Origin of the sequence: Bradyrhizobium sp. SZCCHNR1015 (assembly GCF_032489875.1) — a bacterium.
In the GTDB taxonomy this organism is placed as follows: domain Bacteria; phylum Pseudomonadota; class Alphaproteobacteria; order Rhizobiales; family Xanthobacteraceae; genus Bradyrhizobium.
This window is the reverse complement of sequence record NZ_JAUEYW010000013.1, coordinates 57,644-72,676: the sequence shown is the minus strand read 5'-3', so window position 1 is coordinate 72,676 and position 15,033 is coordinate 57,644. Positions and strand designations below refer to the sequence as shown.

The 15,033-nt window shown below is 65.4% G+C and carries 12 protein-coding genes; 8 read left to right on the top strand and 4 right to left on the bottom strand.

The genetic code is table 11. The annotated features are described in order from the left end of the window. The first annotated feature begins 175 nt into the window (after positions 1–175). Positions 176–541: a DUF2794 domain-containing protein gene (locus QX128_RS22175; RefSeq protein ID WP_315800711.1), complete on the top strand. Its 366-nt coding sequence runs from the start codon at positions 176–178 to the stop codon at positions 539–541. 43 nt (positions 542–584) lie between these two features. Here QX128_RS22175 and QX128_RS22170 read toward each other — a convergent pair whose 3' ends face one another. The 4 genes from QX128_RS22170 to QX128_RS22155 form a co-directional block, all read right to left on the bottom strand. Then, positions 585–1,112, bottom strand: a complete 528-nt coding sequence (locus QX128_RS22170) for a GNAT family N-acetyltransferase (protein ID WP_315800710.1) — start codon at positions 1,110–1,112, stop codon at positions 585–587. A gap of 155 nt (positions 1,113–1,267) precedes the next feature. After that, complete coding sequence (locus tag QX128_RS22165) at positions 1,268–2,059, bottom strand: Bax inhibitor-1/YccA family protein (RefSeq protein ID WP_315800709.1); 792 nt, start codon at positions 2,057–2,059, stop codon at positions 1,268–1,270. A gap of 276 nt (positions 2,060–2,335) precedes the next feature. Continuing rightward, positions 2,336–4,906 carry an ABC transporter permease gene (locus QX128_RS22160; RefSeq protein ID WP_316238528.1) on the bottom strand — a complete coding sequence of 857 codons (2,571 nt, stop codon included), beginning with the start codon at positions 4,904–4,906 and terminating at the stop codon, positions 2,336–2,338. Beyond that, positions 4,903–5,640: an ABC transporter ATP-binding protein gene (locus tag QX128_RS22155; RefSeq protein WP_315800707.1), complete on the bottom strand. Its 738-nt coding sequence runs from the start codon at positions 5,638–5,640 to the stop codon at positions 4,903–4,905. Before QX128_RS22155 ends, QX128_RS22160 begins: the two co-directional genes overlap by 4 nt. A gap of 55 nt (positions 5,641–5,695) precedes the next feature. Here QX128_RS22155 and QX128_RS22150 point away from each other — a divergent pair, with 55 nt between their 5' ends. From QX128_RS22150 to QX128_RS22120, 7 genes are all read left to right on the top strand, one after another. After that, positions 5,696–6,328 (top strand): arylesterase, encoded by a 633-nt coding sequence (locus QX128_RS22150; RefSeq protein ID WP_315800706.1) that lies wholly within the window; start codon positions 5,696–5,698, stop codon positions 6,326–6,328. Between the two features lie 205 nt (positions 6,329–6,533). Further along, the gene (gene thpR / locus QX128_RS22145; RefSeq protein ID WP_316238527.1) at positions 6,534–7,073 is read left to right on the top strand and encodes an RNA 2',3'-cyclic phosphodiesterase; all 540 of its coding nucleotides are present in this window, start codon (positions 6,534–6,536) and stop codon (positions 7,071–7,073) included. Positions 7,074–7,264: 191 nt separating this feature from the next. After that, a complete protein-coding gene (zapE, locus tag QX128_RS22140) occupies positions 7,265–8,446 on the top strand; it encodes a cell division protein ZapE (RefSeq protein ID WP_316215518.1) in 1,182 nt (393 codons plus the stop codon). A 227-nt stretch (positions 8,447–8,673) separates the two neighbouring features. After that, positions 8,674–9,642, top strand: coding sequence for a malate dehydrogenase (gene mdh / locus QX128_RS22135; protein ID WP_315800703.1), 969 nt, complete (start codon positions 8,674–8,676; stop codon positions 9,640–9,642). Positions 9,643–9,769: 127 nt separating this feature from the next. Then, a complete protein-coding gene (gene sucC, locus QX128_RS22130; RefSeq protein ID WP_315800702.1) occupies positions 9,770–10,966 on the top strand; it encodes an ADP-forming succinate--CoA ligase subunit beta in 1,197 nt (398 codons plus the stop codon). A 55-nt stretch (positions 10,967–11,021) separates the two neighbouring features. Further along, a complete protein-coding gene (sucD, locus tag QX128_RS22125) occupies positions 11,022–11,906 on the top strand; it encodes a succinate--CoA ligase subunit alpha (protein WP_172112915.1) in 885 nt (294 codons plus the stop codon). A gap of 139 nt (positions 11,907–12,045) precedes the next feature. Continuing rightward, positions 12,046–15,003 carry a 2-oxoglutarate dehydrogenase E1 component gene (locus QX128_RS22120; RefSeq protein WP_316238526.1) on the top strand — a complete coding sequence of 986 codons (2,958 nt, stop codon included), beginning with the start codon at positions 12,046–12,048 and terminating at the stop codon, positions 15,001–15,003. Positions 15,004–15,033: the final 30 nt, after the last annotated feature.

Genomic DNA, 15,033 nt, shown 5'->3' with positions numbered 1-15,033 from the left:
CGGTCGGTGGGCGGAAAGACGGCGCGATTATGATTCCGCTAACGATCCCGTGACGCTTGCGTGTTCGCGGAACTGATGACCTTGCAGGCTCGGTCGAACTTCAACAACGAAAACGGCCCCTTGCGGCTTCTGCCGGATGGCGCGATCATGTCACACAGATGACAGGAGGACGCCAATGAACCTCACGCCGGAGGACGCCGACCCCAGCGAGAACCGCGCGGCGGCGCGCAGTGCGGCCGCAGCGCCGAACCGGGTGACGTTCGACCGCCTGGAGCTGAACCGCATCCTGAACCTCTACGGTCGCATGGTCGCCGACGGTGAGTGGCGCGACTATTCGATCGACTTCCTGCGTGACCGGGCCGTCTTCTCCGTGTTTCGCCGGGCGTCCGAGGTGCCGATCTACCGCATCGAGAAGGATCCGCGTCTCGCACGCAAGCAGGGCATGTACAGCGTGATCTCGGCCACCGGGCTGATCCTGCGCCGCGGCCACGAGCTTGAGCGCGTGTTGCTGGCGATCGCGCCGAAGCCGGCGCTGGTCTGATCCGACCCGCCGGGTGATCACGACATTTCGACCGGCGTCGCTTTTACGCCGGGACGTCGCTGCTCCCGGCCCCGAGCGGGCGCTGCATCATCACAGTATCGAGCCAGCGGCCGAATTTCAGGCCGACGCTCGGGTGGGTGCCGATCATCTGGAAGCCGCAGGCGGTATGCAGCCCGACCGAGCCGGCATTGGCGGAGTCGCCGATGACGGCGATCATCTGGCGAAAGCCTCCCTCCTCACAGGCGTCGATCAGCTGCCGCATCAGTCGCATCCCGATGCCGCGACGCTGGCTGGCGGGAGCGAGATAGACCGAGTTCTCCACCGTGAAGCGATAGGCAGGGCGGGGCCGGTAGGGCCCGGCATAGGCATAGCCTACCACCTCTCCGTCCAGCAGGGCGGCGAAATAGGGGAAGCCGCCGTCGCGGAGCGCCCGGAAGCGGCGCGTCATCTCCGCCAGATCCGGAGGGTCGAGCTCGAAGGTGGCCGTGCCCTCGCGGACGGCCTGGCCGTAGATGGCGGTGATGGCGGGGAGGTCGGCCTCCTGGGTGGGCCGGATTTCAATGTTCGACATGGGGTGCAAGCATACCCACGCGGACGCGGCGATCAATCCGGCCTCGCGGCATGGCTGTCGCTGCCGCTTTGCGCCGGTCGCAATCGGGTTTGTGCAAACGAAAAGCCCCGGCGGTGAGGCCGGGGCTTCGAAGGTCGCTCGTTCGAGCGGTTGGATCAGTCGCGCTGCCCGAGCAGCTGCAGCAGCAGCGTGAACAGGTTGATGAAGTTCAGGTACAGCGACAGCGCGCCGGTGATCGCTGCGCGCTCGGCGATGTCGCCGCCCGCGGAGGCGTAGCCGTAGATGTACTCGTTCTTCAGGCGCTGCGTATCCCAGGCGGTCAGGCCGGCGAACACGAACACGCCGATCACCGAGACGATGAACTGCAGCATCGAGCTCGCCAGGAACAGGTTCACCAGGCTCGCCAGCACGATGCCGATCAGGCCCATGAACAGGAACGAGCCCATGCCCGTCATGTCACGCTTGGTCGTGTAGCCGTACAGGCTGAGCGCGCCGAACGTCGCCGCGGTGATGAAGAACACCCGCACGATCGAGGTGTGGGTGTACACCAGAAAGATCGACGACAGCGAGATGCCCATCAAGGCCGAAAACACCCAGAACAGGAGTTGAGCGGTCGACGGCGCGAGGCGGTTGATGCCGGCCGAGATCGCGAACACCATGACCAGAGGGGCCAGGATGAACAGCCACTTCAGCGGGCTCACGAACATCGCGTAGCCGAACTGCGTCAGATAGGCGTTGCCGAACTTGAACACGCCGGCCGCCGGATCGCCGGTCACCGACGCCATGTAGACGCCGAGCGCCGCGAGGCCGGTGATGGCCAGGCCGATGCTCATGTAATTGTAGATGCGCAGCATGTAGGCGCGCAGACCGGCGTCGACGGTCGCGGCATCGGCGCGCCCGGCCACCCGGCCAAAGGGTGAAGCATAGTTGCGGTTGAGGTCCGACATGGTCGAATTCCCGTTGGTTGCCCGGCAGCCCGATCCTGGCAGGACCTTCAGCCGGTTCTCGAAAAACCCTATCTCATACCCGCTGCCATCGATATTAAATTTGCGTCATCGGCAAATTCGCCATCTTTGGCAGGTCTCTGAGCCCATTCCCTAGATGGGAAACTAGCATATCCGCCGCAAGCTTCCACGCGCGGCTGAATGTCGCTCCGAACGCGTCCCAGCCGTATAAATCGCGTTAACCGTGCGGCATGAGCGCGCAAGCGCTCGATCAAGCCGCTAGAGATTCCGAAGAACCGTCGCCGGCTTCTGGTTCAGCGCGAGCAGGGTGCCGGCCAGTCCGAGGCCGACGGTCACGATCAGCGCCGCCAAGACGACCAGCGCGGCGCTGCCCGCCTGCCAGGCGAAGCTCAAGGTCATCAGCCGGGTCACGATCAGCCAAGCGGAGACCGAGCCGGCGATGACGCCGAACGCGGCGGTGGCAAACCCGATCATCAGATATTCGAGCGCGTAGGCGCCGAGCAGCCGCAGCCGCGTCGCGCCCAGGGTCTTCAGGATGACCGCGTCGTAGACCCGGTGGCGGTGGCCAGCGGCCAGCGCGCCGCCGAGCACCAGGATGGCCGAGATCAAGGTCACCGCGCTGGCGCCGCGGATGGCGAGCGCGAGGTTGGAGACCACCGAGCCCACGGTCTCCATCACCTCTCGGACCCGCACGCTGGTCACCATCGGGAAGGCGTCGGCCACCTTGCGGATGACACGGGCATCCTCGGCGGCATCGGAGCGCGCTTCGGTCAGGGTCGCGACATGGGTGTGCGGCGCGCCCTTGAAGGCATTCGGGGAGAACACCAGCACGAAGTTGATGCCGAGCCCCTGCCAGTCGATGGTGCGCATGTTGCCGATCCGCGCCGTGATATCGCGTCCGAGCACGTTGACGACGATGTCGTCACCGAGCTTGAGGCCGAGGCCGTCGGCGATGCGCTTCTCGATCGAGACCAGCGGCGGTCCGCTGTAGGTCTCGCTCCACCACTCGCCCTCGACCACCTTCGAGCCCTTGGGAATCTCGGCGGTATAGGTCAGGCCGCGATCGCTCTGCAGCACCCATTCGGTGTCCGTCGTCGCCTTGAGGTCCTCGGCGCGGACGCCGCGGGCGGAGACGATGCGCCCGCGCAGCATCGGCACGTCTTCGACAGCGGATTGAGGGGCGAGGTCCTTGAGGAAGCCGCGGAAGCGGTCGGCCTCGCCGGAGGGGACGTCGATGAAGAAAAACGACGGCGCCTGCTCCGGCAGTTGCGCCAGGAATTGGCGCCGCAGATTGCCGTCGATCTGGGTGATTGTGACCAGCACCGCGAGACCCAGTCCGAGCGACAGCACCACGGACGGTGTCAGCGCGCCCGGGCGGTAGATGTTGCTGACCGCCAGCCGCAGCATCGGGAAGCGGCTGCGCGGCAGGGCGCGCGCAATTGCCATCACCGCGGCGGCAATGCCGCGCAACAGCACGAACACCAGCGCGGCGGCGACGACGAACACCGCGGCGATGCGCTTGTCGTAGGACAAGCCGATCACGACCGCGATCAGCAGCGCGACGGTGCCCGCGATCAGCACCAGATAGCTCCAGCGCGGCCGGTGCCATTCGGCGATGACCGCCTCGCGGAACAACGCCGCCACCGGCACGTCGCGCACGCGCCCGAGCGGCCACAGACCGAACGCCAGTGCGGTGAGCAGGCCATAGACGAAGGACAGCGCCAGCTCGTCGGAATGAATAGCCGGGATCACGGGCAGCGGCAGGATGTTGCCGAACAGCCCGACGATGGCGAAGGGCAGGGCCGCGCCGGCGCAGAGGCCGATGATCGAACCGATCGTGGCGAGCACCATCACCTGCACGAGGTAGATGCCGAACACGTCGCGGCTGGTGGCGCCGAGGGCCTTGAACGCCGCGATCACCTCGGTGCGGCGGTCGACATGGCTCTTGACCGCGTTGGCGACGCCGACGCCGCCGACCAGCAGCGCGGCGAGACCGACCAGGGTGAGGAACTGGGTGAAGCGGCCGATCGTCCGCTCGAGCTGCGGCGAGGCATTGCTGCGGCTGCGGATCTCCCACCCGGCCGACGGCAAGGTCAGGCGGGTGTCGGCGATGAAGGACGCTGCGGCGTGGTCGTCCTTGGCATTGTCGGGCAGCCGGACCCGGTAGGTCCAGCGCACCAGGCTGCCCGGCTGCAGCAGCGACGTGGCGCGCAAGCCGGCCTCGCTGATCAGGAAGCGCGGCCCAAGGCCGATGCCGCCGGACAATTTGTCCGGCTCGGCCTGGAGCGCGCTGCGGATCTGGAAGCGGACCGTGTCGATGCTGACGGTGTCGCCGACCTTGAGGTCGAGCCGCGCCAGCAGTGCCGGATCGGCCGCCGCGCCGAACACGCCGTCGCGTTCGGCGAGAATGTCCGGTAGCGGCAGGTCGGGCTGCAGCTCGGCCTTGCCCAGCAGCGGATAGGTGCCGTCGACCGCCTTGAGCTCGACCAAGGCCAGCTTGGCGTCACCGGCGCGCACCATCGCCCGCAAGGTTGCCGCCAGCGAGACCTGGCCGCGCGTCCGCAGGAAGGCGATCTCCTCGGGCTTGGCCTCGCGCTGAAACAGCGAGAAAGCGACGTCGCCGCCGAGCAAGGTCCGGCCCTCGCGGACCAGCCCGTCATTGAGGCTGGCCGCCACCGAGCCGACACCGGCGATGGCGAGCACGCCGAGCGCGATGCAGGCGATGAAGACGTAGAAGCCGCGCAAGCCGCCGCGCAGCTCGCGCAGCGCGTAGCGCACCGGCAACGCGGCCATGCGGCCGCCCGCGATCGGTTCGGACACCGTGCTCATGCGTCGGCTTGCTCGTGTGCGTCGCTCTCGGCTTCGATCCGTCCCGAGCGCAGCCGCACCACCCGGTCGCACCGATGCGCGAGGCCGCTGTCATGGGTCACCAGCACCAGCGTCATGCCGCGCTCGGCATGCTTGGTGAACAGCAGGTCGACGATCTGCTGGCCGGTGGTCTCGTCGAGATTGCCGGTCGGCTCGTCGGCCACGAGAATTGCGGGGTCGGGAGCGAGAGCGCGGGCCAATGCCACGCGCTGCTGCTCACCGCCGGAGAGCTGCGTCGGATAGTGATGCAGACGGTGGCCGAGCCCGACCTGCTCGAGCTCGCGGGCGGCACGCTCCGCGGCGCCGGCATGGCCGGCCAGCTCGAGCGGCACTGCCACATTCTCCAGCGCGGTCATGGTCGGGATCAGGTGGAAGGACTGGAAGACGATGCCGACCTGGCGACCCCGGAACCGGGCCAGGGCGTCCTCGTCCAGGGCATTGAAAGCGGTGCCGCCGACCACCACCTCACCACTGTCAGGACGTTCCAACCCCGCCATCACCATCAGCAGCGTGGACTTCCCCGATCCCGAGGGGCCGATCAGGCCGATCGTCTCGCCCTGTCCCACCCGCAGGCTGATGTCCTTGAGGATATGAACACGTGCCGCTCCGGTGCCGAGCGAGAGGTTGACGTTGGAGATGGTAATGGTGTCCGGCGCAAGGCCGGCCAAACGCGAGGTTTCGATGAGACTGTCCATGGCTCGGTCATATGGCAACTCCGCAAGCCGGGTCGAGAGGCGCGGACATATCTTCGTGCACATACTCGTGTTGATGCTCGCCTTGATGACAGTCGGGCCCGCGTTTGCGGGCGCTGACGACGTCAAGCCGATCAAGCTGGTCGTGCTCGGCGATTCCTTGAGCGCGGGTCTTGGCCTGTCCGCCTCGGATGCGTTTCCAGCCAAGCTGCAGAAGGCGTTGCAGGCCCAGGGCCTGCCGATCGACCTCACCAATGCCGGCGTATCCGGGGATACTTCGTCCGGCGGCCGCGATCGGCTCGACTGGTCGGTGCCTGACGGGACCGAGGCCGTCATCGTCGAGCTCGGCGCCAACGATGCGCTGCGCGGCATCGATCCCGCGGTGACGCGCAAGGCCTTGACCGAGATCGTGACCCGGCTGAAGGCGCGAGGCATCGCCGTCATGCTGTGCGGCATGCTGGCGCCGCCGAACTACGGCAGCGACTATGCCGCGAAATTCAACGCGATCTATCCCGATCTGGCCAAGGAATTCGGCGTCCCGCTGTATCCGTTCTTTCTCGACGGTGTCGCCGCCGACCCCAAGCTGAACCAGGCCGACGGCATCCACCCCACCGCAGCCGGCGTCGACATCATCGTGTCCCGGATGTTGCCTACGGCGGAAGCATTCCTGCGTCCACTTCGTGGGCAATGACGGAACGAAGCGCCGCGTCGATCATTTGCGATAACCTTAAGGGCCGGGTTTTCCGCAGCTTTTACCGGCGTTAACCCGCCTTCCGTCGCGGAGTCATATAAGTTCGGTAGGAATGATGCATTGGCGATTCGTCGTCGATCATTTCTCGAAGGCATGATCTCGTCAATTTTCGAGATCAGCCTCCAGCATCGGGAGTCCTGAAACGATGCCGCGTCTGTTTACTGGACTGGAAATCCCGGCCGAGGTTGGCCACACGCTTTCCGGTTTGCGGGGTGGCCTCCCCGGCGCCCGCTGGATCGATCCAGAAAATTACCATGTGACGTTGCGCTTCATCGGTGACATCGACGGCACCTCCGCCAACGAGATCGCCTCGATGCTGTGGCGGGTGAACCGCAAGCCGTTCGAAGTGACGGTGCAGGGTCTCTCCAGCTTCGGCGGCCGCAAGCCGCGCGCCGTCGTTGCCAACGTCGCGCCGAGCCGCCCCCTGATCGAGCTGCAGGCCGAGCTCGAGCGGCTCATGCAGCGGATCGGGCTCGATCCGGAAGGTCGTAAATTCGTGCCCCACGTCACGCTGGCGCGGCTGCACGATGCGTCGAGCCAGGACGTCGCCGACTATCTCTCCGTCCGCGGCTATTTCCCGAGCCGCGTGTTCACGGCCGAGCGCTTCGTGCTGTTCTCGTCGCGCGCCTCGACCGGCGGTGGCCCCTACGTGGTCGAGGACGCCTACGACCTTTCCCCGGGGTGAGGTCTGGAGCGCGGTCGTTCAAGCCAGCTGCTCGCTGAGGCCCGGAGCGAAGACCAACGTCGTTAGCCCCGGACTAACGGTCACGGCGGCGTTTGCGTGCCATATACCACGACCTCACGGCTCCGACGCATGGCGGCTTCCACCATTTGCGGATTGCATTTTCCGTAAGTCTCGTGACCTAGAGTGGGCTCATGCTGTCCACTCCGTCAGACGCGTTCCGCGCGCAATATCAGTCTTTGGTCGATACCGGTGCGATCGAGGCCGACCTCGCCCAGGCCGAGGTCGCCGACGCCCTGGCGGCGCTGGAGCGCCGCCTCTCGACCTACAAGCCGACGCGCAAGCAAGGCTTGTTCGGCCGCCTTTTTGCCGACAAGAGCGAGCCGCCGAACGGCCTCTATGTCCACGGCGAGGTCGGGCGCGGCAAGACCATGCTGATGGACCTGTTCTTCCAGAACTGTCCCGTCGAGCACAAGCGCCGCGCGCATTTTCACGAATTCATGGCCGAGGTGCACGAGCGCATCTACGGCTACCGCCAGAACATCGCGCGCGGCGAGCTCGCCGATGCCGACGTGATCGGGCTCACGGCACAGGCGATCTTCGATCAGGCCTGGCTGCTCTGCTTCGACGAATTCCATGTCACAGACATCGCCGACGCGATGATCCTCGGGCGTCTGTTCGCCAGGCTGTTCGAGCTCGGCACCGTGGTGGTGGCGACCTCGAACGTCGCGCCCGAAGACCTGTACAAAGGCGGCCTCAACCGCGCGCTGTTCCTGCCCTTCATCAAGCAGATCGCCGACCATATGGACGTGATGCGGCTGGATGCGCGCACCGATTTCCGGCTGGAGAAGCTGGCCGGCGTGAAGATGTGGCTGGTGCCGGCCGATGTCGACGCGCGAGCGGCGCTCGACAAGGCCTGGGCGCGGCTCACGGGGCATGCCAAGTGCAAGCCGCGCGACATGACGATCAAGGGGCGTATCCTGCATGTCCCGTGCTCCGCCAACGGCGTCGCCCGCTTCGGTTTTACCGATCTCTGCGAGAAGCCGCTGGCAGCCTCGGACTATCTGCGGCTCGCGCACGACTATCATACGATCCTGATCGATCACGTTCCGGTCATGGATCTGGCCGAGCGCAATGCCGCCAAGCGGTTCATCACCCTGATCGATACGCTCTACGACAACGCCGTGAAGCTGATCGCGTCCGCCGAAGCCGACCCGATTTCGCTCTACGTCGCGACCGAGGGCATCGAGGCCATGGAGTTCAAGCGGACCACCTCGCGCCTGATCGAGATGGGCTCGGACTCCTACCTGGCCCTGCCGCACGGGCGGAAGGACTCGGCGGCATCCGGGACGTCCACGGGGTTGGTCGAAACCTGACAAATACCGGAGTTTTGGCGAGCGCCTGCCGCCGGGCACACAGCCGCGAAAAGGCCACGCCAATCATGCTGAAAGGATCATCAGCAGCCGTCGCCCGGTCCTGATCGAAATCAAGGCACGCCCGCCAATTGGCCATAGCGTGACTTGAACGGCCCGGGCGAAAGGGATAACCACCCACTCGACTTTTCAACCTCCCTCACCCCTTCGGGTTCAAAGGAAAATTTGCCATGGCGCGCGACAAGATTGCTTTGATTGGCTCCGGTCAGATCGGCGGAACGCTGGCTCACCTCGTCGGCCTCAAGGAGCTCGGCGACGTCGTGATGTTCGACATTGCCGAAGGTGTTCCGCAGGGCAAGGCGCTCGACATCGCGCAGTCCTCGCCGGTCGACGGCTTCGATGCGCACTTCACCGGCGCCAACTCCTACGAGGCGCTCGACAACGCCAAGGTGTGCATCGTCACCGCCGGCGTGCCGCGCAAGCCGGGCATGAGCCGCGATGATCTGCTGTCGATCAACCTGAAGGTGATGGAGCAGGTCGGCGCCGGCATCAAGAAGTACGCCCCCGATGCGTTCGTCATCTGCATCACCAACCCGCTCGACGCGATGGTCTGGGCGCTGCAGAAGGCCTCGAACCTTCCGGCGAAGAAGGTCGTCGGCATGGCCGGCGTGCTCGACTCCGCGCGCTTCCGCTACTTCCTGGCTGATGAGTTCAACGTCTCGGTCGAGGACGTCACTGCCTTCGTGCTCGGCGGCCATGGCGACACCATGGTGCCGCTGACCAAGTACTCGACCGTCGCCGGCATTCCGCTGCCGGATCTCGTCAAGATGGGCTGGACCTCGCAGGCGCGCATCGACGAGATCGTCGACCGCACCCGCAATGGCGGCGCCGAGATCGTCAACCTGCTCAAGACGGGCTCCGCCTACTACGCCCCGGCGGCGTCGGCGATCGCGATGGCCGAGAGCTATCTGCGCGACAAGAAGCGCGTGCTGCCCTGCGCGGCGCATCTCAACGGCGAGTTCGGCGTCAAGGACATGTATGTCGGCGTGCCCGTCGTGATCGGCTCCAAGGGTGTCGAGCGCATCGTCGAGATCGAGCTGGCCGGGAAGGACCGCGAGGCGTTCGACAAGTCGGTCGCCGCCGTCCAGGGCCTGGTCGACGCCTGCAAGAAGATCGCGCCCGACCTGCTCGGCCGCTGATCAGGGGTCATTCACGGGGCGTAGTCTCGCCCACATCGAGTTGCAGGATGTTTGGTATATGGTATACCAGACATCCTAACAACAATTCTGGTCGTCACCCCATCGCGGGTTCGGGGAGCAAGCGCTTATGAACATTCACGAATATCAGGCCAAGGCACTGCTGCACGAGTTCGGCGTGCCGATTTCCAAGGGCGTGCCGGTTCTCCGTCCGGAGGACGCGGATGCGGCGGCGAAGACGCTCGGTGGCCCGGTCTGGGTCGTGAAGAGCCAGATCCACGCCGGTGGCCGCGGCAAGGGCAAGTTCAAGGAGGCCTCGGCCGGCGACAAGGGCGGCGTCCGCCTCGCCAAGTCGATCCAGGAGGTCAACGAGTTCGCCAAGCAGATGCTGGGCGCCACGCTGGTGACCGTGCAGACCGGTCCGGACGGCAAGCAGGTCAACCGCCTCTACATCGAGGACGGCTCGGACATCGACAAGGAATTCTATCTGTCGCTGCTGGTCGACCGCGAGACCTCGAAGGTCGCCTTCGTGGTGTCGACCGAAGGTGGCGTCAACATCGAGGACGTCGCCCACAGCACGCCTGAGAAGATCATCACCTTCTCGGTCGATCCGGCCACCGGCGTCATGGGCCATCACGGCCGCGCCGTCGCCAAGGCGCTGAAGCTCTCCGGCGACCTCGCCAAGCAGGCCGAGAAGCTGACCACCCAGCTCTACAACGCCTTCGTCGCCAAGGACATGGCGATGCTCGAGATCAACCCGCTGGTCGTCACCAAGCAGGGCCAGCTGCGCGTGCTCGACGCCAAGGTCTCGTTCGACTCCAACGCGCTGTTCAAGCACCCGGAAGTCGTCGCGCTGCGCGACGAGACCGAGGAGGACGCCAAGGAGATCGAGGCATCGAAGTACGACCTCAACTACGTCGCGCTCGACGGCACCATCGGCTGCATGGTCAACGGCGCCGGCCTCGCCATGGCGACGATGGACATCATCAAGCTGTACGGCATGGAGCCCGCCAACTTCCTCGACGTCGGCGGCGGCGCCAGCAAGGAGAAGGTCGCGGCGGCGTTCAAGATCATCACCGCCGACCCGAACGTGAAGGGCATCCTGGTCAACATCTTCGGCGGCATCATGAAGTGCGATGTCATCGCCGAGGGCGTCGTGGCCGCGGTCAAGGAAGTGGGCCTGAAGGTGCCGCTGGTGGTGCGCCTCGAGGGCACCAATGTCGATCTCGGCAAGAAGATCATCAGCGAGTCCGGTCTGAACGTGCTGCCCGCCGACAATCTCGACGACGCCGCGCAGAAGATCGTCAAGGCCGTCAAGGGAGGCTGAGCGCCGTTTCAGGCGCTCGCTCATTCCTCACCGCAACGCTTTTAGAGAAAGCACGATGTCCATCCTCATCGACAAGAACACCAAGGTCATCTGCCAGGGCTTCACCGGCAAGAACGGCACCTTTCACTCCGAGGCGGCGATCGCCTATGGCACCAAGATGGTCGGCGGCACCTCGCCGGGCAAAGGCGGCTCGACCCATCTCGGCCTGCCGGTCTTCGACACCGTCAAGGAGGCCCGCGAGGCCACCGGCGCCGACGCATCCGTGATCTACGTGCCGCCGCCGGGCGCGGCCGACGCGATCTGCGAGGCGATCGACGCCGAGGTCCCGCTGATCGTCTGCATCACCGAGGGCATCCCGGTGCTCGACATGGTCCGGGTGAAACGCTCGCTTGTGGGATCCAAGTCGCGCCTGATCGGGCCGAACTGCCCGGGCGTCATGACCGCCGGCGAGTGCAAGATCGGCATCATGCCGGCCAACATCTTCAAGCCCGGCTCGGTCGGCATCGTGTCGCGCTCGGGCACGCTGACCTATGAAGCGGTGTTCCAGACGACGTCCGAGGGCCTGGGCCAGACCACGGCGGTCGGCATCGGCGGCGACCCGGTCAAGGGCACCGAGTTCATCGACATGCTCGAGATGTTCCTGGCCGACCCCAAGACGACCTCGATCATCATGATCGGTGAGATCGGCGGCTCGGCCGAGGAGGACGCGGCACAGTTCATCAAGGACGAGGCGAAGCGCGGCCGCAAGAAACCGATGGTCGGATTCATCGCCGGCGTCACCGCCCCTCCCGGCCGCCGTATGGGCCATGCCGGCGCGATCATCTCGGGCGGCAAGGGCGATGCCGGCTCGAAGACCGCTGCGATGGAAGCTGCTGGTATTACAGTCTCTCCGTCTCCGGCGCGGCTTGGCAAGACGCTTGTCGAAAAGTTGAAATCCTGATTCAGGACTTAGTGCTTTTCGGCGCGAATATTTACAATAAATAAGGTAAACGGTCCTAACCCGAGCCTGATCCGCGTCCCCCGCGGGTCAGGCATTGCGCCGTTTTGATTGGGCGCATCGAAATTACCAGGACGCCACCATGTCTCGCCAAGATGCGAACGCCGCCTTCGCCCTGTCGTCTTTTCTGCAGGGCACCAATGCCACCTACATCGATGAGATCTACGCCCGCTACGAGAAGGACCCCGCTTCGGTCGACCCGGAGTGGCAGGAGTTCTTCAAGAGCCTGAAGGACGCGCCGGCCGACGTGCAGAAGAATGCGTCGGGCCCCTCCTGGGCGCGCAGCAACTGGCCGGTCTCCCCCCGCGACGACTTGACCTCGGCGCTGGACGGCAACTGGGCCGTCGTCGAAAAGAAGGTCGGCGAGAAGCTCGCCGCCAAGGCCCAGACGAAGGGCGTCGAACTGTCGGTGGCCGACGTCAATCAGGCCACCCGCGACTCTGTCCGCGCGTTGATGCTGATCCGCGCCTACCGCATGCGCGGCCACTTCCACGCCAAGCTCGATCCCCTCGGCATCGAGGCGCCGCGCAACCGTGAGGAACTCGATCCGCGCTCCTACGGCTTCACCGAGGCCGACTACGACCGCAAGATCTTCCTCGATCACGTGCTCGGCCTCGAATACGGCAGCCTGCGTGAGATCGTCGCGATCTGCGAGCGCACCTACTGCCAGACGCTCGGCGTCGAGTTCATGCACATCACGAACGCCGCGCAGAAGGCCTGGATCCAGGAGCGCATCGAGGGACCGGACAAGGAAATCTCGTTCACCCGCGAGGGCCGCCGCGCCATCCTGACCAAGCTGATCGAGGCCGAGGGCTTCGAGAAGTTCTGCGACGTCAAGTTCACCGGTACCAAGCGCTTCGGCCTCGACGGCGGCGAGTCGCTGATTCCGGCGCTGGAGCAGATCATCAAGCGCGGCGGCAATCTCGGCGTGAAGGAGATCGTGCTGGGCATGCCGCATCGCGGCCGCCTCAACGTGCTGACCCAGGTGATGGGCAAGCCGCACCGCGCGCTATTTCACGAGTTCAAGGGCGGCTCGGCCAATCCCGACGCGGTCGAAGGCTCCGGCGACGTCAAGTACCACCTCGGCGCCTCCTCGGACCGCGAGTTCGACGGCAACCGCATCCATCTGTCGCTGACTGCCAATCCGTCGCATCTGGAGATCGTCGATCCCGTGGTGCTCGGCAAGGTCCGCGCCAAGCAGGACCAGCACGGCGATCCGCCGGACATGCGCATCTCGGTGCTGCCGCTCTTGATGCATGGCGACGCGGCGTTCGCCGGCCAGGGCGTCGTGGCGGAGTGCTTCGCGCTATCAGACCTGAAGGGCTACCGGACGGGTGGCTCGATTCATTTCATCGTCAACAACCAGATCGGCTTCACGACCTATCCGCGCTATTCGCGGTCGTCGCCGTATCCGTCCGACGTTGCCAAGATGATCGACGCGCCGATCTTCCACGTGAACGGCGACGATCCGGAAGCCGTGGTGTTCGCAGCCAAGGTCGCGATCGAGTTCCGGCAGAAATTCCACAAGCCGGTCGTGATCGACATGTTCTGCTACCGCAGGCATGGCCACAACGAAGGCGACGAGCCGGCCTTCACCCAGCCGGTGATGTACAAGAAGATCGGCGCCCATGCGTCGACCCTGGAGATCTACTCCAAGCGCCTGGTCGCCGAAGGCGTGATGACCGAGGGCGAGGTCGAGAAGGCCAAGGCCGACTGGCGCGCCCGTCTCGACGCCGAGTTCGAGGCCGGTACGTCCTATCGTCCGAACAAGGCCGACTGGCTCGACGGCAAGTGGGCAGGCTTCAAATCCGCCGACCAGGAGGAGGAGGCGCGCCGCGGCGTTACCGGCGTCGAGATCGACCGCCTCAAGGAGATCGGCCGCAAGATCACCAAGGTGCCGGACGGCTTCCGCGTGCACCGGACGATCCAGCGCTTCCTCGAGAACCGCGCCAAGGCGATCGACAGCGGCATCGGGCTCGACTGGGCGACCGGCGAAGCGCTGGCGTACTGCTCGCTGCTGCTCGAAGGCCACAAGGTTCGTCTCTCCGGTCAGGATAGCGAGCGCGGCACCTTCTCGCAGCGCCATTCGGTGCTGATCGACCAGGAGGACGAGAGCCGCTACACGCCGTTCAACCATCTGGCGCCGGAGCAGGGCCACTTCGAGGTCATCAACTCGCTGCTCTCGGAAGAAGCCGTGCTCGGCTTCGAATACGGCTACTCGCTCGCAGAGCCGACCGCGCTGACCCTCTGGGAGGCACAGTTCGGCGACTTCGCCAACGGCGCCCAGGTGTTGTTCGACCAGTTCATCTCGTCGGGTGAGCGTAAATGGTTGCGCATGTCCGGCTTGGTCTGCCTGCTGCCGCACGGCTACGAGGGCCAGGGCCCCGAGCATTCGTCGGCACGCCTCGAGCGCTATCTGCAGATGTGCGCCGAGGACAACATGCAGGTGGTCTATCCGACTACGCCGGCGAACTACTTCCACGTGCTGCGGCGACAGTTGCATCGCGAGATCCGCAAGCCGCTGATCGTAATGACGCCGAAATCGCTGCTGCGCCACAAGCGCGCGGTGTCGCGGCTCGAGGAGCTCGCCAAGGGCACGACGTTCCACCGCATCCTGTACGATGACGCGCAGATGCAGGTGGACGACAAGACCAGGCTGGTGCCGGACGAGCAGATCCGCCGCATCGTGCTGTGCTCGGGCAAGGTCTATTACGACCTCTATGACGAGCGCGAGAAGCGCGGGCTGAACGACGTCTACCTGATGCGCGTCGAGCAGCTCTATCCGGTGCCGCTCAAGGCGCTGGTCGCCGAGCTCGGCCGCTTCAAGAACGCCGAAGTGGTGTGGTGCCAGGAAGAGCCGCGCAACATGGGCGCCTGGCACTTCATCGAGCCCTATCTGGAATGGGTGATGAACCAGACCGGCGGCAAGAGCAAGCGTCCGCGCTATGCCGGCCGTGCCGCCTCTGCAGCGACCGCGACGGGCCTGATGTCGAAGCATCTCGCCCAGCTGAAGGCGCTGCTCGACGAAGCCTTGAACTGAACCTGCCTTTTTGACGCGCCCCGCAACCTG

What these genes read in the sequence shown, in the direction of transcription:
- zapE (WP_316215518.1), top strand. Translation starts at nt 7,265, where the DNA reads ATGCTGTCCACTCCGTCAGACGCGTTCCGCGCGCAATATCAGTCTTTG.
- mdh (WP_315800703.1), top strand. Translation starts at nt 8,674, where the DNA reads ATGGCGCGCGACAAGATTGCTTTGATTGGCTCCGGTCAGATCGGCGGA.
- QX128_RS22155 (WP_315800707.1), bottom strand. Translation starts at nt 5,640, where the DNA reads ATGGACAGTCTCATCGAAACCTCGCGTTTGGCCGGCCTTGCGCCGGAC.
- QX128_RS22160 (WP_316238528.1), bottom strand. Translation starts at nt 4,906, where the DNA reads ATGAGCACGGTGTCCGAACCGATCGCGGGCGGCCGCATGGCCGCGTTG.
- thpR (WP_316238527.1), top strand. Translation starts at nt 6,534, where the DNA reads ATGCCGCGTCTGTTTACTGGACTGGAAATCCCGGCCGAGGTTGGCCAC.
- QX128_RS22175 (WP_315800711.1), top strand. Translation starts at nt 176, where the DNA reads ATGAACCTCACGCCGGAGGACGCCGACCCCAGCGAGAACCGCGCGGCG.
- QX128_RS22165 (WP_315800709.1), bottom strand. Translation starts at nt 2,059, where the DNA reads ATGTCGGACCTCAACCGCAACTATGCTTCACCCTTTGGCCGGGTGGCC.
- sucD (WP_172112915.1), top strand. Translation starts at nt 11,022, where the DNA reads ATGTCCATCCTCATCGACAAGAACACCAAGGTCATCTGCCAGGGCTTC.
- sucC (WP_315800702.1), top strand. Translation starts at nt 9,770, where the DNA reads ATGAACATTCACGAATATCAGGCCAAGGCACTGCTGCACGAGTTCGGC.
- QX128_RS22120 (WP_316238526.1), top strand. Translation starts at nt 12,046, where the DNA reads ATGTCTCGCCAAGATGCGAACGCCGCCTTCGCCCTGTCGTCTTTTCTG.
- QX128_RS22170 (WP_315800710.1), bottom strand. Translation starts at nt 1,112, where the DNA reads ATGTCGAACATTGAAATCCGGCCCACCCAGGAGGCCGACCTCCCCGCC.